The organism is Verrucosispora sp. FIM060022, from assembly GCF_003977705.1.
GTDB classification, from domain to species: Bacteria; Actinomycetota; Actinomycetes; order Mycobacteriales; family Micromonosporaceae; genus Micromonospora; species Micromonospora gifhornensis.
This window is the reverse complement of sequence record NZ_RQIV01000003.1, coordinates 1-22,631: the sequence shown is the minus strand read 5'-3', so window position 1 is coordinate 22,631 and position 22,631 is coordinate 1. Positions and strand designations below refer to the sequence as shown.

Below are 22,631 nucleotides of genomic sequence, written 5' to 3'. Positions count from 1 at the left end.
CCCAATCGTGTCAATTTGCTGCTCATCCGGCGTGTTGTCGCCCGCCACCCCGACAACGGCCGGTCCGACCAGGTCAGGTCGGGGCGGGCTGGCAGCGGGGACACCAGTAGGTGACCCGCTCACCCAGTTCCTCCTTGCGGATCGCGGTGCCGCACCGCCGGCACGGCTGGGCCCGTCGCCCGTACACGTAACTGGTCTGGCCGCGACGCAGCGACCCGGTGGTGCTCTGCGTCCACCGTCCCCGATTGGCGGCGAGCAGGTCGTGCGCCAGGGTGATCAGGCCGGCGAGGTCGGGCACGTCGGCGACGCGGGTGCGCGGGTTGATCCCGCGCAGGAACAGCAGCTCACACTTGTAGAGGTTGCCGACCCCGGCCAGGTTGCGCTGGTCCAGCAGTGCCTCGGCGATGCTCTCGGCCGGTCGGTCGGCCAGCCGGCGGACCGCCTCCTGCGGGTCCCAGTCCGTCCCCAGCAGGTCGGGGCCGAGGTGCCCGACGAGCCGATGCTCCTCGGTGGTCGGCACCAGCGCCACCTCGTGCAGGTGGTAGCCGACGGCGGTCGAGGTCGCGGTGGACAGCACCACCCGGATCAGGTGGGCCGGGCGGGCGCTCCAGCGTTCTCCCGGGGCGTACACCCGCCAGGTGCCGTCCATGCGCAGATGCGAATGCAGCGTCCAGTGTGCTGCGTCGGTCGGCTCGTCCAGCCGGATCAGCAGGTGCTTGCCTCGGCTGGCGCAGTCGGTCACCCGCCACCCGGTGAGGTCCGTGGTGGCCAGTTGGGGCACCCGGAAATCACTGCCGGTCAGCCGGGCCCCGGTGAGCGCGCGAGCCAGGACGCGGGCGGTGTTCCACACGGTGTCACCCTCGGGCATCCCGGCATTATCCCCCGACCGAGCGCAATTCGCGTGTATCGCTATCTGTATCGCACTTCTCGTTGATCTGCGTACCTAGGCAGGATTGGGGAAATATCTGGAGGATTGCCCATGAATTATCTCCGCATCCCCGTCCTCTCGCTCGCCATGGCCGCCGTGCTCACGGTGGCCCTGCACCCCGCATCCGCATCCGCCGCCCGTACCGACCGGTGGCAGGCCGATCTGTCGGTCGTCGACACAGACGACGTAAACGTGCGGCACACCCGGGCCGGTCTGCGACTGGCCGACGCCCGCCCACCCGCCGCCCCGGCACGGCGTAGCGCCGTCGCCGAGGGCATGCTGGTGACCTCCGCGCGTACCCTCGCCGCACCGGCGACCCGGGTCCGCGCCGAGGTCACCGTCACCACCCGGCCCGGCGCCGCCGCGACGGTCCAGGTCCGGGGCTGGCGGGCCCACGGCTGGACCGAATGGCGCGACGCCGTCCCGGCCGCCGTCTTCGACAGCCCGGTCCGCCAGGTGCAGGCCCGGGTGGTGCTCACCGCGAGCCGGTCCGGCGCGACCGCCGAGGTCCGCGCCGTCCGGCTCACCGCCGACCGGGTCGCCGTCACCGCCGCCACCCCGGGCCTCACCTACCGGGTGTACGCGACCCGGATCGGCCTGGTCGGCAACACGACCGCGAACGGGCACGTCGTGGTGGCCCGCGACCACTTCGTGGCCCTGCCGTCGCGGCGCGGTCTGTCACCCCGCAACAGCGGCGACTACACCGTCCGGGTCTGCACCACCACCGGCAGCCGATGCGAGTACGCCCCGGTCTGGGACGTCGGTCCGTGGAACACCCGCGACGACTACTGGAACCCCAGCGCGGTCCGGGAGAACTGGAAGGACCTGCCGCAGGGTCGGCCGGAGGCGCAGGCCGCCTACCAGTCCGGCTACAACGGGGGACGGGACCAGTTCGGTCGGGTGGTGCTCAACCCGGCCGGCATCGACCTGGCCGACGGCACCTTCTGGGACGGGCTGCAACTGACCACGAACGCCTGGGTCGACGTGGCGTACCTGTGGACCGGTACCGGATCTCGGGGTGTGGTCGGTGACGGACCGCTGAACATCCGCAGCGGCCCCGGCACCAGCTACGCGACGCGCGGCCTGGCCGCCCAGTACGCCAACGTGCCGATCCAGTGCTACGTGACCGGGCAGAGCGTGACCGGCCCGTACCGCACCACCAACCGGTGGAACCGGCTGGCCAGCGGGCAGTTCGTCAGCCACGCGTACATCTCGACGGTCTGGGGCGGGACGGTGCCGCGCTGCTGAACCGGTGCGTCGAGGCGGGCCGGTGTCAGGCGGCACCGGCCCGCCTCGCACCCGCTGGGCGCCGCTACGGCTCGCCCTGTGGTCAGGGCAGTTCCTCGGGCCGCGGGGGGCGTACCGCATCCTGGTAGCGGGGGTGGCAGGCACCGTAGACGGCGAAGTTGAGCCGGGCCATGGTCAGGCTCAGGTCGCCGTTCGGCCCGCCGCGTACCACGTCGGCGTCGGCGTCGGCCTGCCCGTCGTCGGTCCAGAAACAGACCGGACAGGTGCCGCCGCCGGTGCGGGAGGCGCAGCAGGGACAGGCGGCAGGCACCCAGCGTTCTTCCACTCCGACAGCCTTCCACAGTGGACGTTTCGTGCGTGTGGCAGCGGGCCGGTCAACAGCCGGCGAGTCGATCGATCCGCAGCAGCGTACCGGCAGTGACGGCGAGCAGCTCGGCGGCCCGGCCGCCGTTGACCGACAAGGCGACCCGGCCGGCCGAGTCGGCGTGCGCCACCAGGGCGCCGGTCGGGGCGTCGCCGAAGGTACGACCGTGCACCGCCGTACGCTCCCAGCCCTCCTCGCCCACGCGGCGGATCCGGACCCGGTCCGGCAGCGGCAACAGCAACTCGGCCGCAGCGGCCAGTTGCACGTTGCCGAAGTGGTCCACCGTCAGTACCTCGGCGGTGAAGCCGTCCGGTAGCACCTCGACCACCGGGTCGGGCAGCCGGATAAGCGTCGACGGATCGACGGCCCGGCCTGCGTCGGCCAGCGCGCCACCCGCCGCCAACCGGGCCGCGACCGGGGCGAAGACGTCCCGACCGTGGAAGGTCGCCGAGACCCGATCCGCCTGCCACCGTGGGTTGGTCAACTCCACCGCTCCGGTCACCCCGCCGAGCGCGGCGGCGGCGTCGAGCAGCAGACCGTTGTCCGGCCCGACCAGCAGGCCCTCGGGCGTGGCCAGCGCGATGCCCCGGCGGGCCGTGCCCACACCCGGGTCGACCACCGCCACGTGCACCCCGACCGGCAGGTGCGGCACGGTCTGCGCGAGCACCGCCGCACCCCGCCGGACGTCTCCCGGTGGCACCAGATGGGTCACGTCGATCACCCGGACCGTCGGCGCGAGCCGGGCGATCACCCCGTGACAGGCCGCCCCGAAACCGTCGGCCAGACCGTAGTCGGTGGTCAGCGAGACGACCTCGGCCGACCCGGTGGTGCGCGTACGACTGGTCACGGCATCGGATCGTACGTGCGGCGACCGGCCCCCGCAGGCAGCGCCCGCCATCCGGCCGGGCAGCGCCCGCCATAGCGGATAGGCGACAGGCGCACTGACCGACCGGCCACTGCCCGGGAACCGGAGGGTTCGGCAGACTGCCAGGAGTGACTTACCGGAAGATTCTGCCCGCCGTCGTCCTGCTCTCGGCCACCGTTGCGCTCACCGCCTGCGGTGATGACCCGGATCGGCCGTCCACGGCCGCCCCGACGGTAACGTCGGCCGACAGCACCGCGCCGCCGCCGCCCAGCCCGGAAGCCACCGCCACCGCCGCCGCCGGACCCGAGTCCACTGGCGCGCCGTCGGACGAGGCGAGCACCGAGAGCAGTTCGCCGAAGCTGCCGCTGAGCCCGCCGCCGATCGAGCTGCCGCCCCGCCAGGCGGACGCGCCCAGCGCCCGGGAGGTCATCGCGGCGTTCCGGGCCGCCGGGCTCAAGGTCGCCAACTCGCGGGACCGCTCGGACGAGTGCGGGCCGGACGGGCTCGGGCTGGGCTGCTCCGAACTGGTCGTCACCGACGGCATCGCGGTGTACGTGTTCCCGGACGAGGGCAGCGCCACCGACATGGCCGAACTGTGGGACGGCGTCTCGTACCGCAAGGGCACGGTGGTGCTGAACTACCTGAAGGCGTCGACGCCGAAGGCCGAGCGACCGCGCTACGAGAAGGTCCTCGCCGACCTGCGCTGAGCGCGGGGGCGACCCCGCCGCCGGTGGGATCAGGCGCGCAGGCGCAGGCCGCGTGGGGTGGCCCGGAAACCGGCGGCGGTGAGCGCGTCGTGCAGCGCGGAGGTGCGTACCGCCTCGCCGTCGGCCCGTTCCACCGAGATCGGTCCCAACGCGCCGGAACCGACGGCGTCGGCCAGGGCCTTTCCGGCACCGGTCAGGGCGTCGGCGTCGTCGGTGAAGGAGAGGATGGTCCGCCCGCCCCGCTCCACGTAGAGCACCAGGTCACCGGCGACCAGCACCACCAGGGCACCGGCCTTGCGGCCGGCCCGGTGGCCGGTGGCCGGTGCCGCCGCGTCGCCGGAGTCGACCACCCGTTCCGGCCAGGGCAACGCCGCACCGTACGGGTTGGCCGGGTCGGTGGCGGCCAGCACCACGGCCGGGCCACCCCGGGCCGGCGTGGCGTCCAGCGGCTCGGCCAGGGCGCGGATCCGGTCCACCGCGCCGGGCACGGCGAACTGTGCCGCGCCGAGCCCGTCGACGAAGTAGCCACGTCGGGCGGCACCGCGTTCCTCCAGCGCGGCCAGCACCGGGTAGACCGCGGCGAAGCCACCGGACACCTGCTCGGCCACGACCGCCCCCCGGGTGAGCACGCCGTGTCGTTCCAGCAGCACGTCGGCCAGGGCGGCGGCCCGCCGCGTCGGGTCGACGTCGCGTTCCGGCAACCGGGACCACCGACCGGCCACCGTCGGTGGACCGCCCCGGCTGGGCAGCGCCACCCGCCCCGGGCGTCGGTAGCGGCCGCGTGTTGCCGCCGGTCGGGCCCGGTGCGCGCCGCCACCGCCGAGCACCGTCCGCAGCGGCGCCAGGGTGTCGTTGGTGAGGTGCCCGGCCCAGACCAGATCCCAGACGACCGTGGTCAACTCGGCGTCGTCGGTGGCACCGACCCGGTCGGACAGCGCCCGGAAGAACAATGCCTGACCGTCGCCGAGGGCGTCGAGCACCGCGTCGTGCAGGGGAGTACGCGCCAGTGCGTCGTCCGGCGGGGGCAGCAGCAGCGGCGCGACGTCGGCGTAGGCCAACGTGACCCAGCCGTCCCCGCCGGCGATCGCACCGGCACCGGCCCACAGCACCTCGCCGCTGGCGCACAGCTCGTCGAGCAACGCGGGAGAGTAGTCGGCCACCCGAACCGGCAGCACCAGCCGCTCCAGCGCCGACGCCGGCACCGACACGCCCTGCAACTGCTCCACGACGGCGGCCACCGCCTCCACGCCCCGGGCCGACGAGCCGACCTGTTGCCACCGGGGCAGGAAGGTGGCGAGCGCGCGGGGCGGCACCGGCTCGATCTCCCGACGCAGCGCCGCGAGGGACCGGCGGCGCAGCAGACGCAGCACCTCCGCGTCGCACCACTGGGTGCCGACGCTGTCGGGGGTGAACTCGCCGGAGACCACCCGCCCGGTGGCGGCCAGTCGACGCAGTGCCTGCTCCACCACGAAGACCCCCAGGCCGAACCGGGCCGCGCAACTGGCCGCCGGGAACGGACCGTGGGTGCGGGCGTACCGGGCGACCAGGTCGCCGAGTGGGTCGGCCACCGGTTCGAGGTACGCCTGCGCCACCCCCACCGGCAGCGCCACCCCGAGCGCGTCCCGCAGCCGACCGGCGTCCTCCACCACCACCCAGCGGTCCTGCCCGGCGATGCGGACCCGCAGCACCCGGCGGCCGGCCGCCAGATCGGTCAGCCACGCCACCGGCACGCCACGCTCGGCCAACTCCTCGGCGCTCAGGTCGCCGAGCTGGCGCAGCAACTCGACCACGTCCTCCGCGTCGCGGGGTCGGCGCTGTGGGGTCAACCAGCGCAGTTGCCGCTCGGATTCGGTGAGCACCGCCGGGTCGAGCAACTCGCGCAGGTCGACCCGGCCGAGCAGCTCACCGAGCAGGGCCGAATCCAGGGCCAGGGCCGCGGCCCGGCGCTCGGCGAGTGGGGCGTCGCCCTCGTAGAGGAAGGCGCCGACGTACCCGAAGAGCAGGGAGCGGGCGAACGGCGACGGTCGGGGCGTCTCCACCTCGACCAGGCGTACCCGGCGGCCGGCGAGGTCGCGCATCACCTGGACCAGAGCGGGCACGTCGAAGACGTCCTGGAGGCATTCCCGGGCCGCCTCCAGGGTGACCGGGAAGTCGGCGTACTCGCGGGCGACGTCGAGCAGTTGCGCGGCGCGTTGCCGCTGCTGCCACAGCGGCTGCCGGCGGCGGGGGTCCCGGCGGGGCAGCAGCAGCGCTCGCGCCGCGCACTCCCGGAACCGGGCGGCGAACAGCGCCGAGGTGCCGACCGACTCCTCCACCAGCTGCGCGATCTCGTCGGGATCGAAGGCCACCACGTCGGCGCCGGGTGGGCTGTCGGCGGTGTCCGGCAGGCGTACGACGATGCCGTCGTCGGAGGGCAGGACCTGGGCGTCCAGGCCGTGGCGTTCGCCGAGTCGACGGGCGACGGCCAGCGCCCACGGTGCGTTCACCCGGGCGCCGAGGACGCTGTGCACGGCCAGCCGCCAGTCGCCCAGCTCGTCGCGGAACCGCTCGACCACCACCGTCCGGTCGTCCGGCAACGCGCGGGTCGCGGCCTGCTGTTCGCGCAGGTACGCCAGCAGGTTGCCGGCGGCCCAGTCGTCCAACCCGGTGGCCCGCAGCGCCGCCGTGGCCTGCTCGTCGCCGTGACGCAGCAGGGTCCGGATCCGGGCCCCGATCGCCCGGCCCAGCTCCACCGGGCGGCCCGGCTGGTCGCCCTTCCAGAACGGCATCTTGGCCGCCTGCCCGGGCGCGGGGGAGACCAGCACCCGGTCCGGGGTGATCTCCTCGATCCGCCAGGAGGAGGAGCCGAGCAGGAAGACGTCGCCGACCCGGGACTCGTAGACCATCTCCTCGTCCAGCTCGCCGACCCGGGCGGCGCGTTGCGCGCCGGCCAGGAAGACGCCGAACAGCCCTCGGTCGGGAATGGTGCCGCCGCTGGTCACCGCGAGTCGCTGCGCGCCCGGCCGACCGGTCAGCACGTCGGTGGCGCGATCCCAGACCAGCCGGGGACGCAACTCCGCGAAGGCGGTCGACGGGTAGCGCCCGGAGAGCATGTCGAGCACGGCGTGCAGGGCCGAGTCGGGCAGCTCGGCGAAGGGTGCCGCCCGGCGCACCACCGCGGCCAGGTCCCCGACCCGCCACTGGTCCAGCGCGACCATCGCGACGATCTGCTGGGCGAGCACGTCCAACGGATTGCGGGGATGGTGCAGCTCCTCGATGGTGGCCTCGCTCATCCGCTCGGCGACCACCGCACAGGAGAGCAGGTCGCCCCGGTGCTTGGGCAGCACCACGCCGCGCGACACCGCGCCGACCTGGTGCCCGGCCCGGCCGACCCGCTGCAGACCGGCGGCGACGCTCGGCGGTGCCTCGATCTGCACCACCAGGTCGACCGAGCCCATGTCGATGCCGAGTTCGAGGCTGGAGGTGGCGACCACGGCGGGCAACTGACCCGCCTTGAGGGACTCCTCGATGTGCCGGCGTTCCTCCCGGGAGACGCTGCCGTGATGCGCCCGGGCGATCACCGGCGGGGCGCCGGTCACCGCACCGGCCTGAGCCATCATCAGCGCCGGGGTGCGGTGGGCGCCGGTCGGTGCCGTCGGCGACTCGCCCACCGGCTGCTCGGCGGCGAGTTCGTTGAGCCGGGCACAGAGCCGCTCGGCGCTGCGGCGGGAGTTGGTGAAGACGATTGTCGAACGGTGGGCCTGGATCAGGGCGTAGACGCGCTCCTCCAGAGCGGGCCAGATCGACGCGGTGCGCGGACCGCCCAGCTCGTCCCCGGGGGCTGGTGCCTCGTCGAGGTGGGTCATGTCCTCCACCGGCACCTGGACGCTGACCTCGATCGTCTTGGCGCTGATCGGGGCGACGACCTCGACCGGGCGGGCACCGCCGAGGAACCGGGCACACTCGTCGACCGGTCGGACCGTCGCGGAGAGCCCGATCCGCTGCGCCGCCGCCGGCAACAGCTCGTCGAGCCGCTCCAGGGACAGCGCCAGGTGCGCGCCGCGTTTGGTGCCGGCCACCGCGTGCACCTCGTCCACGATCACCGTCTCGACGCCGCGCAGCGAGTCGCGTGCCGCCGAGGTCAGCAGCAGGAACAGCGACTCCGGGGTGGTGATGAGGATGTCCGGTGGGGTACGGGCGAAGGCCCGGCGTTCGTCGGCCGGGGTGTCGCCGGTACGCATCCCGACGGTGATCTCCGGCGGGGGTAGCCCGAGCCGGCTGGCGGCCTGCCGGATGCCCGCCAGCGGGGTGCGGAGATTGCGTTCGACGTCGACCGCGAGCGCCTTGAGCGGGCTGACGTAGAGCACCCGGCACCGGTGTCGGGGATCGGCCGGGGCGGGCTCGCGGGCCAGCCGGTCGAGCGACCAGAGGAACGCGGCGAGGGTCTTGCCGGACCCGGTCGGCGCCACGACCAGAGCGTTGCGGCCCGCGGCGACCGCCGTCCAGGCACCCGCCTGGGCGGCCGTCGGCGCCTCGAAGGCGGCGCTGAACCATTCCCGGGTCGCCGCACCGAAACGGGGGAGCGTCGAGTCGCCCGTCGGTGCTGCGCTGGAGTCCACCAGCCCATCCTGCACCGAGGCACCGACATCCGCGGACCGGCGCCGGGGGCAAACTGAGGAGATTAGGGGGTTATTAAAAGGCTCATCGCTGTTTGAGCGCTTAATCCGTTAAGTCTTACTTAACTGCTTGCTTGTGACAGGCAACATAAAGTAACTTCACCCGCGGCGTGATGAGCGGGGAGGAGGTCGGATGGCCGTCGAGCAGCGGGGCCCAGGATCCGGCACCGACGTTCTGATCCGCAAGGTCGACAGTCGGGTCGTCGCTCTGCGTGCCGGGCTGCGTGGCCCCGACCTTGAGTTGGCCGAACGGCTCGCCAGCTGCCTGCGGGAGTTGGTCGTCGTCACCGCACAGGCCAGCGCCGCCGACAGGGCACAGGTGCGGGTTGCCGTGCACTACTTCGTGCTGCGTCGGGAGAGTCGGGGCCGACTGCTCTCCGTCCGCTCCCTGACCGCCACCCAGCGGCTGGTGAACGAGGCGGCGCGGCGCATCGGCCGGCCGGATCTGATGGTGGAGCCCGCGCGCGACCCGGCGCGGCCCTCGCACAGCTGACCGCGCGCCACCGGCCACCACCAGCGCACCGCGTCCGACGCGCAGCACCCGCACCGCGTCCGACGCGCAGCCGCCGTCGTGCCACCGAAGCGGCGGTGGCACGGCTGGCCGAGGACCGTCATGCCATTGCGGCAAGGTGCATCAGATATGGGGCTTTTTCGCCAAAGTCGCCTGGCTTGCGGTGAAACTATCGTCTGATCCCTCTTAGGCGCCAGCACGCGAAAAGGGCGCCGCTGCCCCACCTCGACGGGAGCGCGCGTGCTCGTACTGCTGACCCTGCACCTGACGGCAGCCATCGTGGCGCCGCTACTGGTGCGTCGGTGGGGACCGCGTGCCTGCTACCCGCTGGCCCTGGCACCCGCCGCCGCGTTCGGGTGGGCGTTGGTGCGTACGCCGGACGTGGCGCACGGCGGCGCGGTGGTCGAGACGTACCCGTGGATCTCGCAGTTGGGGTTGGACCTGGCGCTGCGGATGACCACCCTGTCCTGGCTGATGACGCTGCTGGTCGGCGGTGTCGGCGCGGTGGTGCTGGTCTACAGCGCGCGCTACCTGCCGGCGGACGCCGTCGGCACGGCCCAGTACGCCGCCGTCATGGTCGGCTTCGCCGGGGCGATGCTCGGGCTCGTCCTCGCCGACGACCTGCTCCTGCTCTACGTCTGCTGGGAACTGACCACCGTCCTGTCGTACCTGCTGATCGGGCACAGCGCCGAGCGGCGTTCGGCCCGCTGGGCGGCGGGTCAGGCGTTGATCCTGACCACGCTCGGTGGCCTGGCCATGCTTGTCGGGTTCATCATGCTCGGCCACCACGCCGGCACCTACCGTTGGTCGGAGATCGCCGCGCGCCCGTTGCCCGAGGGCACGTACCTGGTGGTTGCGGTGCTGCTGATCCTGCTCGGCGCGTTGTCCAAGTCGGCGCTGCTGCCGTTCACCTCGTGGCTGCCGGTGGCGATGGCGGCGCCGACACCGGTGAGCGCGTACCTGCACGCCGCGGCGATGGTGAAGGCCGGCGTCTATCTGCTCGGCCTGCTCGCCCCGGTGCTGGCCGGGGCCGCGCCGTGGCGACCGGTGGTGCTGGTCGCCGGGCTGGCCACCATGGTGATCGGCGGCTGGGCGGCGCTGCGGCAGCACGATCTGAAGCTGCTGCTCGCCTACGGCACGGTCAGTCAACTCGGCCTGCTGGCGGTGACGATCGGCGTCGGCACCGCGGACGCCGCGCTGGCCGGCGTGGCGATGCTGGCCGCGCACGCGCTGTTCAAGGCGACGCTGTTCCTCGTGGTCGGCGTGATCGACCACGGTGCCGGCACCCGGGACCTGCGCAAACTCTCCGGGCTGGGACGCGCCGCACCGGTGCTGGCCGGCGTCGCCGTGCTCGCCGCCGCCTCCATGGCCGGCGTGCCGCCGTTGCTCGGGTTCGTGGCCAAGGAGGCGGTGTTCGCCGCGTTCACCGACCGACCGGTGGTGTTGGCGGTGCTGGTCGTCGGCACCGTGCTCACCGTCGCCTACAGCCTCCGGTTCCTCTGGGGCGCCTTCGGCAGCCGCCCGGGGATCGCGCCGACCAGGCTGGGGCGGATCCCGCCGACGATGCTGCTGCCGCCGGCCGGACTGGCCCTCGTCGGGCTCGCCGCCGGGTTGGCCGCCGGCCCGGTCGACCACCTGCTGCGGCCGTACGCCGAGAGTTTCGGGCCCGTGCACGCGCACCTGGCGATCTGGTCGGGCCTCAACCTGGCGCTCGGACTGTCGGTGCTGGTCCTGGCCGGCGGCGCGGTGGTGTTCTGGTTGCGCCGTCCGCTGGCCCCCGCGCTGGCGCGGGTACGCGCGCCGGTCACCGGTCAGCAGGGGTACGAGTGGGTCACCCACCGCTTCGACCGGGTCGCGGTGGACGTCACAAGCGTCACCCAGCGGGGTTCGCTGCCGCAGTACCTCGGTCTGATCCTGCTGGTGCTGGCCGCCGTGCCCGGTGGTGTGCTGCTGTACATCCAGCCGTGGCAGTACCCGATCGCGCTGTGGCTGACGCCGGCCCAGCCGGTGGTGCTTGTGGTGATCAGCGTGGCGGCGCTCCTCGCCGTGGGCGCCCGTCGCCGGATGACCGCGATGCTGCTGGTCGGCATGACCGGCTACGGCACCGCGATGTTCTTCGTGCTGTACGGCGCTCCCGATCTCGCGCTGACCCAGTTCCTGGTGGAGACCGTGACGATCGCGGTCTTCGTGCTGGTGCTGCGCCGCCTGCCGAAACGGTTCTCGGTGCGTCCGCTGTGGAGCAGCCGTTGGCTCCGACGGGGGATCGGGGCGATCGTGGGGCTGACCGTGGCCGGCCTCGCCGTCGCCGCCGCAACCGCCCGGCACGCGCGCAGCATCTCGGAGGACTTCCCCCAGCTCGCCGTCGAGCAGGGACACGGCCGCAACGTGGTGAACGTGACGCTCGTCGACATCCGCGCCTGGGACACCCTGGGTGAGTTGTCGGTCCTGGTGGTCGCCGCGACCGGGGTGGCCAGCCTGGTCTTCCAACGGTCCCGCACCGGCCCCCGGCCACGTCGACTGGACGTCGACCGGGGCGAGGTCCTCGCCGGTCGACCGGTCTGGCTGCGTGGCGGTGCCACCCTGCACGAGCGCAACCGTTCCCTGGTGCTGGAAGTGGTCACCCGGTTGATCTTCCACACCGCCGTGTTGTTCTCGTTCTACCTGCTGTTCTCCGGCCACAACGCGCCCGGCGGCGGCTTCTCCGGCGGGCTGGTCGCCAGCCTGGCGCTGACCATGCGGTACCTCGCCGGTGGTCGGTACGAACTGGCCGAGGCCGCGCCGGTCAACGCCGGCACCGTGCTCGGGGCCGGGTTGGCGGTGGCGGTCGGCGGTGCGTTGGCCAGCATGTTCGCCGGTGGCGAGGCGCTGGAGAGCGCCAAGATCGACTTCTGGTTGCCGCTGGTCGGCGACTTCTACCTGGTCACCTCGCTCTTCTTCGACGTCGGTGTCTACCTGGTGGTGATCGGGTTGGCGTTGGACGTGCTGCGCAGTCTCGGTGCCGAGGTCGACCGGAACATCGAATCCTCGGGCGGGCGGCCCGGGGTGCTCGCCGTCGAACGTGGGAGAGGGCGGCGCAGGTGACCGGTACCGGTGCGAACCTGGTGTCCTTCCTCGCGATCGGGATCCTCGTGGGGTGCGGCGTGACCCTGCTGCTGGAACGCAGCCTGAGCCGGGTCCTGCTCGGCGTCATCCTGATCAGCAACGGGATCAACCTGCTGATCATCTTCGGCGGACGGCCCGGCGGGGCGCCGGTGGCCGGGGTCACCGACCCGGCGGCGATGAGCGATGCGCTGCCGCAGGCCATGGTGCTCACCGCCATCGTGATCACCTTCGGCTTCACCGCCTTCCTGCTGGCCATCAGCTACCGCAGTTGGTACCTGGACGGCGACGACGAGGTGCCCGACGACATCGAGGACCAGCGGATCAAGCAACGCGCCGCGCGCAAGGAGGTCTCGACCGTCGACTTCGGTGAGGAGCCACCGGAACTCGACCCCGAACAACTCGACGCGCCCGCACCCGGGCGGCGGCGCGGGGAGGGGCCGGGATGATCCGGTACGCGTCGAAGCCCGGCCGGAGCGGACGATGAGCGCGCTCGTACCGCTGCCGGTGCTGCTGCCGTTGCTGGGCGCGGCACTGACGCTGCTGCTGGCGAATCGGCCCCTGCCGCAGCGGATGGTGAGCGTCGGCTGCCTGAGCGCCACCCTGCTGGTGTCGGTGCTGCTGCTGATGCGGGCCTACCAGCACGGGCCACTTGTCGTCCAGATCGGCGCCTGGCCCGCACCGGTCGGCATCGTGCTGGTCGCCGACCAACTGGCCGCGCTGATGCTGGTGGTCTCCTCGGCGGTGACCCTCTGCGTGCTGCTCTACTCGATCGGCCAGGGTCAGGGGGAGACCGGCGAGAGCGCGCCGCTGGCCATCTTCCACCCCACCTACCTGGTGCTGACCGCCGGCGTGACCAACGCGTTCCTCGCCGGTGACCTGTTCAACCTGTACGTCGGCTTCGAGATGCTGCTCGCCGCGAGCTTCGTCCTGATCACCCTCAACGGCACCCGGCTGCGCATCCGTACCGGCTCCACCTACGTGGTCGTCAACGTGCTGGCCTCGATGATCTTCCTGATCTCGGTGGGCCTGGTGTACGCGGCGACCGGCACCCTCAACCTGGCCCACCTCGCCGCCCGACTGGACGCCCTGCCCGACGAGGTCCGGCTGAGCCTGCAACTGATGCTGCTGCTGGCCTTCGGCATCAAGGCGGCGGTCTTCCCGCTGTCGGCCTGGCTGCCCGACAGCTACCCGACCGCCCCGGCCCCGGTCACCGCCGTCTTCGCCGGCCTGCTCACCAAGGTCGGCGTGTATGCGATCATCCGGACCCAGACGCTGCTCTTCCCCGGCGGGCAGGCCGGCACGTTGCTGCTGGTGGTGGCCGGGTTGACCATGCTGGTCGGCATCCTGGGCGCGGTGGCCCAGTCGGACATGAAGCGGCTGTTCTCGTTCACCCTGGTCAGCCACATCGGCTACATGATCTTCGGAGTCGGGCTCAGCACGGTGGCCGGCCTGGTCGGCGCGATCTTCTACGTGGTCCACCACATCACCATCCAGACCACCCTGTTCCTGGTCGCCGGCCTGGTCGAGCAACGCACCGGCAGCACCGACCTGCGCCGCCTCGGCGGGCTGGCCCGGGTCGCGCCCCTGCTCGGACTGCTCTTCTTCGTCTCGGCCATGAACCTCGCCGGCATCCCACCGTTCTCCGGGTTCCTCGGCAAACTCGGCCTGCTCCAGGCCGGCGCGGCCGTCGGCGGAGCGTTGCCCTGGACGCTCGTGGCGGTCGGCACGGTGACCAGCCTGCTCACCCTCTACGTGGCCAGCCGGGCGTGGAGCATGGCGTTCTGGCGGGTGCCCTGCGTGACAGTCAACTCGAGCGCACCGCTGCCCATGTTGACGGTCGGGGCCACCGCGGCCCTGGTGGTCCTCGGCGTGGCCCTGACCGTGGCGGCCGGCCCCCTGTTCGACGTGACCACGGGCGCAGCGGTCGACCTGCGGGAACGAACCCCGTACATCCATGCCGTCCTGCCGGGCGGGCCGCCGTGACCCGGCCGGAGCCGGACGCGACGCCCGCGCAGGGTGTGCGTTCCCGGCTGGGACGTCGACGCGACCGGGCGTTGGCGGTGGGCTGGCTGGTGGTGGCCTGGAACCTGTTCTGGGGCGACTTCAGCTGGGCGAATCTGCTGGGTGGGATGCTGGTGGCCGCGGCGGTGGTGCTGTTCTTCCCGCTGCCGCCGGTGACCTTCGACGGTCGACTGCGGCTGCGCGGGCTGCTGGTGTTCACGGTGCGGTTCGTCGGCGAACTGATCCGGGCCAGCCTGCACGTGGCCCGGATCGCGGTGCAGCCCGGCTACGTCCCGCGCTCGGCCATCGTGGCGGTCCGACTGCGGGTGCCCACCGATCTCAACCTGGCGCTCACCGCCGAGGTGCTGTCGCTCGTCCCCGGCACCCTGATCGTGGAGACGGATCGGCAGGCCGCGGTTCTCTACGTGCACGTGCTCGACGTGCACGGCCCGGCGGATCTCGTCGCCGCCCGTCGGCAGGTCCGCGTCGTGGAGCGGCGGATCGTCGCCGCGGTCGGCTCGAACGCCGAATTGCGTCAGGTGCTCTCCGTACCCGTCGACAAGGAGTTGTCGTGACCTTCCTCCTCGGCCTGATGATCGCCGGCCTGCTCTCCATGGCCGCGCTGCTCGCCCTCGTCCGGCTCTACCGGGGGCCGTCGTTGCTCGACCGGGTGGTCGCCGCCGACATGCTGCTCGCCACGATGGTCGGCGCGGTGGGCGCCGAGGCGGCGCTCAACCGGCACGCCAGCACGCTGCCCGTACTGGTGGTGCTCGCCCTGCTCGGCTTCGTCGGCTCGGTCTCCCTGGTGCGCTTCGCCGTTCGGGAGCAGTCGTGACGCCGCCCGCCGCCGGGCCGGGCGGGATGCCGCCCGCCGTGGACTGGGCCCTCACCGTGACCGACGTGGCGGACTGGCTCGGTGCCGTCAGCCTGGTCGCCGGGGCGTTGCTGAGCCTGGCCGCCGCCATCGGGGTGCTGCGGTTCCCCGACACGCTGAGCCGGATGCACGCCGCCACGAAGCCACAGGTGCTGGGCGTGCTGTTGCTGCTGCTCGGGCTGGTGCTGCGGCTGCGTACCCTCTCCGACCTCGGCATGGTCGCGCTGGTGGGCGTCTTCCAGTTGGCCACCGCCCCGGTTGCCGCCCAGATGATCGGTCGGGCCGCCTACCGCACCGGGCGCTTCGATCGGGGCCTGCTCGACGCCGACGAACTGGCCGACCGCTGACGGTGACGGATGGGTCTGCTGATGACCGCGGTGTCCCGGTGACGCTCGGGCCGGCGGACATCTCACATCCCGGAGGCACGGGCCGCCCAGCCCACACGACGGGGGCGGCCGGGCCGGTAGAATGACCGCATGATCGACTCTTCTGCCCAGGAGGGCAGCAGTAGCCAGCCGGGTAAGCCCCGGCATCCACATGACCCGACGACCCCGGGAGCCCTGAGCTTCCCGTGTTGATCCTCGTCGGTCTTCTCCTGATCATCGTTCTGACCGTCGCGACGGGTTACTTCGTCGCGCAGGAATTCGGCTACGTCGCCGTCGACCGGGGCAAGCTCAAGCAGCGCGCCGCCGAGGGCGACCAGGCATCCGCCCGGGCCCTGGAGGTGACCGCGCGGCTGTCGTTCATGCTCTCCGGCGCCCAGCTCGGCATCACCGTCACCGCCCTGCTCGTCGGTTACGTGGCCGAGCCGTACCTCGGCGCCGGACTGGCCGAACTGCTCGGCGTGGCCGGCGTCTCCTCCGGCGTCACGCTGCCGCTGTCCGTCGTGCTGGCTCTGGTCATCGCCACCGTGGTGCAGATGGTGGTGGGCGAGCTGGCCCCGAAGAACCTGGCCATCGCCCGCCCCGAGCCGGTCGCCCGGGCCCTGTCCCGGTCCACCCTGTTCTACATGGCGATCGCCGGCCCGTTGATCAAGCTGTTCGACCGGGCCGCGGTGCGGCTGCTGCGACGGGTCGGCATCGAGCCGATCGAGGAGTTGCCCAGCGGCGCCACCCCGGAGGACCTGGAACAGATCATCGCCGAGTCCCGCCTGGAAGGGCACCTCGACGCCGAGATGTCCGAGCTGCTCGATCGAGGGCTCGACTTCCGCGAGCTGACCGCCGGTGAGGTCATGGTGCCCCGGGTCGACGTGCACACCGTACGCGCCGACGAGACGATCAGCCGGGTGGTCGAACTGCTCGACACCGGCCGGTCCCGCTTCCCGGTACGCGGTGCCGAGGGCGTGGACGACCTGGTCGGTGTGGTCGGCATCTCCGACGTGCTCCGGGTGCCTCCGGCGCAGCGCGCCACCACCCCGATCAGCGAGGTGGCCGTACCACCGTTGCTGGTGCCCGAGACGCTGCCGCTGCCGACGGTCCTGGACCGGCTGCGCTCCGGGCACCGTCAGCTGGCCTGCGTGGTCGACGAGTACGGCGGCTTCGCCGGCGTGATCACGCTGGAGGACATCGCCGAGGAACTGGTCGGCCCGATCCGCGACGAGGACGACCCGCCGGAGCGGGCCCCGGCCCGGCAGGACGACGGCTCCTGGGTGGTGCCGGCGCGCTGGCGCATCGACGAGGTCGCCGACAGCACCGGCATCTCGCTGCCCGAACATCCCGAGTACGACACCCTCTCCGGTCTGGTCATGCGCGAGCTGGGCCGGGTGCCCGAGGTCGGGGACCGATTGGAGATCGACCTGCCTGCCGACGGTGACAACGCCGAGGTCTCCCCGCGAGCCCTGGTCGAGGTGCTCGCGGTCGACCGGCACGTGGCCGACTCGGTCCGCCTGCAGTTGGCCGGCGGGCGTGAGGAGGTGACCGCGTGAGCACCGGATTCGCGCTGATCACCTCGGTGATCCTGCTCGCCCTCAACGGGTTCTTCGTCGCCGCCGAGTTCGCCCTGGTGGCGAGCAAGCGGTACCGCCTGGAACAGGCGGCCGTCGGCGGTGGCCGGGCGGCCAAGGCCGCCCTCGACGGCGTACGCGAGCTGTCGCTGATGCTGGCCGGCGCGCAACTGGGCATCACCCTGTGCACGCTGGGCCTCGGTGCCCTGGCCGAGCCGGCGATCGAACGACTGGTCGGGCCGCTGCTGCATGCCGTCGGCCTGCCCTCCGGCGCCAGCCACGTGATCGCGCTGATCTTCGCGCTGAGCCTGGTCACCTTCCTGCACCTGGTGGTCGGCGAGATGGCGCCGAAGTCCTGGGCGATCACCCACCCGGAGCGCTCCGCGCTGCTGCTGGCCCTGCCGTTCCGGGCCTTCGCCCGGGTGGCCCGGCCGGTGCTGTCGGCCCTCAACGCGGTGGCCAACGCGATGCTGCGGCTGGCGAAGGTCAACCCGCAGGACCAGTTGGCGCAGGTGCACGGCCCGGACGAGCTGCGGATGCTGCTGGAGCAGTCCCGCGAGCACGGCCTGCTCGGTGCCGCCCAGCACGAGCTGCTGACCAGCATGCTGGAGCTGCAGGGCACCACGGTGGCCCAGGTGATGGAGCCGTTCGACCGGATGGTGACGGTCCGCCGCGACGACCCGGTCGAGCGGATCGAACAGGTCAGCCGGGACAGCGGCCGGTCGCGGTTGGCGGTGCTGGACGCCGCCGGTGACGTCTGCGGTCTGGTGCACGTACGGGAGGCGGTACGTGCCGCCGCCGTGCGGCCCGATGCCACCGCGGCGGATCTGATGAACGACGCGATCACCCTGCCCGACTCGGCGACGGTGACCGAGGCGGTGGCCGTGATGCGGGCCCGCCAGTCCCAGCTGGCCATGGTCCGCAACGGCGCCGGTCCGACCCGACCGGTCGGCTTCGTCGCCCTGGAGGACCTGCTGGAGGAGGTCATCGGTGAGTTCGACGACGAAACCGACCCGATCCCCCGCGCGGTACGCCGGCTGAGGTAGGAGCGACGCGGATGCGGCTGACGGGGGTGTCACCGGGCGGTACGGGCCTGACGGTGCAGACCGCGTTGGCCAATCCGAGCACCCGCCCCGGCCTACGGCTGCCGGGGCGGGTGAACCTGATCGCCGGTTCCGTCGACGTGCCGGTCTACCATGTCCGGCTCGGCCTGGTCAGCACGGTCGAGCCGGACGACCCGGAGGCACCCCGCCGCCTGGTGCAGTTCCACCAGGCGCAGGTGTCCGACGCTCTGGTCCTACGGGCGGGGCGGGCCCGGTCGATCCCGTTCGAGTTCCCGCTGCCCTGGGAGACCCCGGTGACCACGCTCGGCGGCGTACCGCTGCTCAGCCTGCGGATGGGGCTGCGTACCGAGGTGGCCATCGAACCGGCGCTGGACCAGGGCGCGATGGTGCCGATCTTCGTCCACCCGCTCCCCACCCAGCAGCACATCCTCGGCGCGCTGGACACCCTCGGCTTCAGCGCGCGGCAGTCCGGTCTGATCGACGGCCGGCTGCCCGGGGTGGAGCAGACCCTGTCCCTGCACCAGCGGTGGGGGTTCTGGGTCGGCCCGCTCTACGCCGGGCCGATCACCGAGCTGGAGGTGATCTTCGTGACCAACTCCGCCGGCCTTGAGGTGATCTTCTGGTGCGACCGTCGGCTGGCGCTGGCGGGCATCACCCACACCAGCATCAGCCGGTTCCGGAGCTGGCACGTCGACGCCGACAAGCGGGACTGGACCGCCACGGTCGACGGTTGGCTACGCGAGACGATCAACCGGCACGCCGCCGCCGCGGCGCACGCCGACTGGTCGGCGAACATCAGCGAGTCCGCGCATGTCAGCCGCCCGCCCGACCAGCCGATTCCGCCCGGCTACGGCCTCGGCGGCACGGCCGGTGGTGCCGGCACCGGCGGCGACGGCACCTGACCCATCCGCCCGCGCGCCGGAGCCGAGGTGTTAACAGGGGGCCCTTTCACTACCTCAGGCGTTAACAAGGGGCCCTTCCTTGCACCTCAGCCCTGGGCGAGCTTGACGCCGAAGCCGAGGAAGAGCGCGCCGACGGCGGTGGTCGCGCCGGCGGAGAGCCGGCGGCGTTGGCGGAACTGGGCGGCCAGGAAGGTGCCCGCGAAGATCAACGCGGTCAGGTAGAGCGCGCTGGTCACCTGGGCGATCAGGCCGAGCAGCAGGAACGACAACGCCGGCCAGGGGTAGGTCGGGTCGACGAACTGGATGAAGAACGAGACGAAGAACAGGATCGCCTTCGGGTTGAGCAGGCTGATCACCAGCGCCTTGCGGAACGGGCTGCGCATCTCCGCCGGCTGCGCGGCGTCGATCAGCCGCGGGGTGGTGGGATCGTTGCGGTCCCGCCAGCGCCGCCAGGCCGCGCGCAGCATGGTCAACCCGACATAGCCCAGGTACGCCGCACCCGCGTACTTGATCACGAGGAAGACCGGCGGGTACGCCTTGAGCAGCGACGCCACCCCGGCCGCGGAGAGGAACATCAGCACCCCGTCGCCGACGAAGACGCCGCCCGCGGCCCGGTAACCGACACCCACCCCGCGTCGTGCGGCGGTGGAGAGCACGAACAGCGAGTTGGGCCCGGGCAGCAGCACGATGGCCACGGTGCCCAGCACGTACGTCCAGATGTCGGTGATCCCCAGCACGCTGGACATCATCAGGCCGAAGGTGCCTTCGCGCGAAGCCTTTCCCGCAGCCTGACCTGTGCATTCGGCCACTCTTCGACGGTCATCGAATACTGGACGGTGTCCCGCCACGAGCCGTCCGGGCGCAGCCGGTGCTTGCGCAGCACGCCCTCGCGGGTGGCCCCGAGCCGCTCAATGGCCCGCTGGGAACGTTCGTTGCGGATGTCGGTGTGCCAGACCACCCGCACCGCCTCCAGGTCGCCGAAGGCCCGCTCCAACAGCAGCAGCTTGGCCTCGGTGTTGACTCCGGTACGCCACCAGGGCCGACCGAGGAAGGTGTGCCCGATCGCCACCGACCGCCGGTCGGGGTCGATCTCGTAGTACGAGGTGGTGCCGACCACCGCACCGGTCACCGCGCAGCGCTGCACCCACGGCACCTGTTCACCGCGCTGCCAGGCGGCCAGGTAGGCGCCGACGTGGGCGGCCAACTCGTCGGCGGCGGCCGGCCGGGGGAACCCGAGATGCTGCCACACCTGCGGATCGGCGGTCGCGGCGAACAGGCCCTCGGTGTGGCTCAGGTCCAGCGGCTCCAGCAGCACGTGTTCGCCGCGCAGCACCACGGGCTCGTGCCACGGCGTGCGGGTCGGTCGCAGGTAGGCCGGCACGGGCGTGGTGACCCCGACGTCCGGCTCGGGCAGGCCCGCGGTCAACCGCAACGGGACCACCCCGGCCCAGTGCGGCAGCGCGTGGTCAGCCGGCTCCTCGATGACGCCACCGGCACGGGAGCGTACCGAGACCTCGGTCAACGGCAACGCCAGCACGGCGGTCTCGGCCAGTTCCCGCCGGTTCGGCGGTCGGCTGTCCGCCGCGCGACCGGCACCGACCTTGTCGACCAGGGCGGTCAGCACCTCGGCCTTCTCGGCGGCGTCGGTGACCAGTCGGGCCGTGCCGTGCGCGATGACCGAGCGGTAGTTGGCGCTGTGGTGGACCTGCGAGCGGGCGTAGACCAGGGCGTCGAGCAGGGTGACCGCCACGCAGACCGGCAGCCCGTCACCGCGGGCGGCCAGCAGCGGCCGGCTGCCGGTGGAGCCGTGCAGGTAGAGCGTGTCACCGAGGCGTACGTGCAGGGTGGGCAGCACCCGAGGCTCACCGTCCACAGTGAACGCGAGGGCACAGTGGTACGCCTCGTCGAGGACGGCGTGGGCGGCGGCGCGGTCGTAACTCATCCGCTCCCGGGAGCGACTGGCGGTGGTGCGGGCGGTCGGCGCGTACATGCTCCCACCTTTGTTCTAGTACAATGCTGAATTTGTGTCAGCACGATATCAGGTGAGCGGTGCGACAGCCGCCGAGATTTCCGCAAGCATCGAGTCCGGCATCCGCGACGCCGCCCTCGCCCCCGGCGACCCGCTACCACCGGTACGCGCCCTCGCCGCCGACCTGGCCGTCAGCCCGGCCACCGTCTCCCGCGCCTACGCCGAACTGCGCCAACGCGGACTCATCGTCACCGCCGGCCGGCACGGCACCCGGGTCCGCCCCCGCCCACCGGTGGCCGCCCGCCGGGCCGCACTACGCCCCCCATCCGCCGCCGGGCTGCGCGACCTGTCCAAAGGCGAACCCGACGCGCGGCTGCTGCCGCCGCTCGGCCCCCACCTCGCCGCGCTCGCCGACACCATCGGCCCGGCGATCAGCTACTCCGACGCCGGCACGCTGCCCGAGTTCGCCGAGGCGGCCCGCCAGCGACTCGCCGCCGACGGCGTACCCGCCACCGAACTGACCCTCAGCAGCGGCGCGCTCGACGGCATCGAACGACTCCTCGCAGCCCACCTGCGCCCCGGTGACGCCGTCGCGGTGGAGGATCCCGGCTGGGCCAACCAACTCGACCTCATCGCCGCCCTCGGCCTGCGCCCCATCGGCGTACCACTCGACGACGACGGCCCACTGGTCGCGGGCGTCGCCGCCGCGCTCGCGGCCGGTGCCCGGGCGCTCATCGTGACCAGTCGTGCCCAGAACCCCACCGGCGCCGCCGTCTCCGCCGACCGCGCCGCCGCCCTGCGTGCCCTGCTCGCCGGCCGCGCCGACGTCCTGCTGATCGAGGACGACCACGCCGCCGAACTGGCCCGCGTACCGCTGCACCCGCTCGCCGGGGCGACCGCCCACTGGGCCTTCGTCCGCTCGGTGAGCAAACCCTTCGGCCCCGACCTGCGTCTGGCCGTGCTGGCCGGAGACGAGACGACGGTGGCCCGGGTGGCCGGCCGTACCCGGGTCGGCACCGGCTGGGTCTCCACCGTGGCGCAGCGGCTGGTGCTGTCCCTCTGGCGCGACCCGGCGGTGACCGCCCTGATCGAACGGGCCGCCGACAGCTACGAACGCCGCCGCCGCGGACTCGTCGACGCCCTCGCCGAACGTGGCCTGACCGCACACGGCCGCAGCGGACTCAACGTGTGGGTGCCGGTGACCGACGAAACCGTCGCCTCCACCATGCTGCGCGACGCCGGCTGGCTAGCCGCCCCCGGCGCTCTCTTCCGCATCGCCAGCCCACCCGCCCTACGCCTCACCGTCAGCCCGCTCACCGAGCCGGACCTCCACCCCCTAACCCACACCCTCACCCAAGCCGCCCACCCCCCCCCCACCCCCCCCCCCCCCCCCCCCCCCACCCCCCCCCCCCCCCCCCCCCCCCCCCCCACCCCCCCCCCCCCCCCCCCCCCCCCCCCCCCCCCCCCCCCCCCCCCCCCCCCCCCCCCCCCCCCCCCCC

19 protein-coding genes are annotated in these 22,631 nt (G+C 72.8%); 13 read left to right on the top strand and 6 right to left on the bottom strand.

Features of this window, described 5'->3' with window-relative positions; all coding sequences use genetic code 11:
* Positions 1-73 precede the first annotated feature (73 nt).
* A complete protein-coding gene (locus EG812_RS10595) occupies positions 74-868 on the bottom strand; it encodes a DNA-formamidopyrimidine glycosylase family protein (protein ID WP_126711478.1) in 795 nt (264 codons plus the stop codon).
* Between the two features lie 111 nt (positions 869-979).
* Between EG812_RS10595 and EG812_RS10590 the strand changes: the two genes are divergently transcribed.
* The gene (locus EG812_RS10590) at positions 980-2,176 is read left to right on the top strand and encodes a DUF8814 domain-containing protein (protein WP_126711477.1); all 1,197 of its coding nucleotides are present in this window, start codon (positions 980-982) and stop codon (positions 2,174-2,176) included.
* 82 nt (positions 2,177-2,258) lie between these two features.
* On the opposite strand, the gene EG812_RS10585 is transcribed toward EG812_RS10590, so the two are convergent.
* Together EG812_RS10585 and EG812_RS10580 are read right to left on the bottom strand one after the other, a co-directional pair.
* The gene (locus tag EG812_RS10585; RefSeq protein WP_013732212.1) at positions 2,259-2,501 is read right to left on the bottom strand and encodes a CPCC family cysteine-rich protein; all 243 of its coding nucleotides are present in this window, start codon (positions 2,499-2,501) and stop codon (positions 2,259-2,261) included.
* 49 nt (positions 2,502-2,550) lie between these two features.
* Positions 2,551-3,387 carry an SAM hydrolase/SAM-dependent halogenase family protein gene (locus EG812_RS10580; protein WP_126711475.1) on the bottom strand — a complete coding sequence of 279 codons (837 nt, stop codon included), beginning with the start codon at positions 3,385-3,387 and terminating at the stop codon, positions 2,551-2,553.
* A 146-nt stretch (positions 3,388-3,533) separates the two neighbouring features.
* On the opposite strand from EG812_RS10580, the gene EG812_RS10575 reads away from it, so the two are divergent.
* A complete protein-coding gene (locus EG812_RS10575; RefSeq protein ID WP_013732214.1) occupies positions 3,534-4,112 on the top strand; it encodes a hypothetical protein in 579 nt (192 codons plus the stop codon).
* Positions 4,113-4,141: 29 nt separating this feature from the next.
* Here the strand turns inward: EG812_RS10575 and EG812_RS10570 are convergent, their stop codons facing one another.
* Positions 4,142-8,725 carry an ATP-dependent helicase gene (locus EG812_RS10570; protein ID WP_126711474.1) on the bottom strand — a complete coding sequence of 1,528 codons (4,584 nt, stop codon included), beginning with the start codon at positions 8,723-8,725 and terminating at the stop codon, positions 4,142-4,144.
* 175 nt (positions 8,726-8,900) lie between these two features.
* On the opposite strand from EG812_RS10570, the gene EG812_RS10565 reads away from it, so the two are divergent.
* The 10 genes from EG812_RS10565 to EG812_RS10520 all read left to right on the top strand — a co-directional run bounded on the left by EG812_RS10565 (position 8,901) and on the right by EG812_RS10520 (position 19,163).
* A complete protein-coding gene (locus EG812_RS10565) occupies positions 8,901-9,260 on the top strand; it encodes a hypothetical protein (protein WP_013732216.1) in 360 nt (119 codons plus the stop codon).
* Positions 9,261-9,518: 258 nt separating this feature from the next.
* Positions 9,519-12,359 carry a Na+/H+ antiporter subunit A gene (locus tag EG812_RS10560; RefSeq protein ID WP_013732217.1) on the top strand — a complete coding sequence of 947 codons (2,841 nt, stop codon included), beginning with the start codon at positions 9,519-9,521 and terminating at the stop codon, positions 12,357-12,359.
* The gene (locus EG812_RS10555; RefSeq protein ID WP_013732218.1) at positions 12,356-12,826 is read left to right on the top strand and encodes a Na(+)/H(+) antiporter subunit C; all 471 of its coding nucleotides are present in this window, start codon (positions 12,356-12,358) and stop codon (positions 12,824-12,826) included. The genes EG812_RS10560 and EG812_RS10555 overlap by 4 nt, the downstream gene beginning before the upstream one ends.
* Positions 12,827-12,860: 34 nt before the next feature.
* Positions 12,861-14,363 (top strand): Na+/H+ antiporter subunit D, encoded by a 1,503-nt coding sequence (locus EG812_RS10550; protein WP_126711473.1) that lies wholly within the window; start codon positions 12,861-12,863, stop codon positions 14,361-14,363.
* Complete coding sequence (locus tag EG812_RS10545) at positions 14,360-14,956, top strand: Na+/H+ antiporter subunit E (RefSeq protein ID WP_013732220.1); 597 nt, start codon at positions 14,360-14,362, stop codon at positions 14,954-14,956. Before EG812_RS10550 ends, EG812_RS10545 begins: the two co-directional genes overlap by 4 nt.
* Before the next feature lie 17 nt (positions 14,957-14,973).
* Positions 14,974-15,216 (top strand): MrpF/PhaF family protein, encoded by a 243-nt coding sequence (locus tag EG812_RS10540; protein ID WP_198408952.1) that lies wholly within the window; start codon positions 14,974-14,976, stop codon positions 15,214-15,216.
* Positions 15,217-15,242: 26 nt separating this feature from the next.
* On the top strand, positions 15,243-15,602 hold the full coding sequence (mnhG, locus tag EG812_RS10535) for a monovalent cation/H(+) antiporter subunit G (protein ID WP_199743859.1): 360 nt from the start codon (positions 15,243-15,245) through the stop codon (positions 15,600-15,602).
* A gap of 224 nt (positions 15,603-15,826) precedes the next feature.
* Entirely contained in the window at positions 15,827-17,179 is a 1,353-nt protein-coding gene (locus EG812_RS10530; RefSeq protein WP_013732223.1) for a hemolysin family protein, read from the top strand.
* Positions 17,176-18,243 carry a hemolysin family protein gene (locus tag EG812_RS10525; RefSeq protein WP_013732224.1) on the top strand — a complete coding sequence of 356 codons (1,068 nt, stop codon included), beginning with the start codon at positions 17,176-17,178 and terminating at the stop codon, positions 18,241-18,243. The genes EG812_RS10530 and EG812_RS10525 overlap by 4 nt, the downstream gene beginning before the upstream one ends.
* A gap of 11 nt (positions 18,244-18,254) precedes the next feature.
* A complete protein-coding gene (locus EG812_RS10520) occupies positions 18,255-19,163 on the top strand; it encodes a sporulation protein (protein ID WP_013732225.1) in 909 nt (302 codons plus the stop codon).
* Between the two features lie 86 nt (positions 19,164-19,249).
* Here EG812_RS10520 and leuE read toward each other — a convergent pair whose 3' ends face one another.
* A complete protein-coding gene (leuE, locus tag EG812_RS10515; RefSeq protein ID WP_013732226.1) occupies positions 19,250-19,912 on the bottom strand; it encodes a leucine efflux protein LeuE in 663 nt (220 codons plus the stop codon).
* Positions 19,912-21,153 (bottom strand): bifunctional pyridoxamine 5'-phosphate oxidase family protein/GNAT family N-acetyltransferase, encoded by a 1,242-nt coding sequence (locus EG812_RS10510; protein ID WP_013732227.1) that lies wholly within the window; start codon positions 21,151-21,153, stop codon positions 19,912-19,914. Before EG812_RS10510 ends, leuE begins: the two co-directional genes overlap by 1 nt.
* 34 nt (positions 21,154-21,187) lie before the next feature.
* Here EG812_RS10510 and EG812_RS10505 point away from each other — a divergent pair.
* A partial coding sequence (locus EG812_RS10505) for an aminotransferase class I/II-fold pyridoxal phosphate-dependent enzyme (protein ID WP_233579446.1) occupies positions 21,188-22,631 on the top strand: 1,444 nt, incomplete at its 3' end.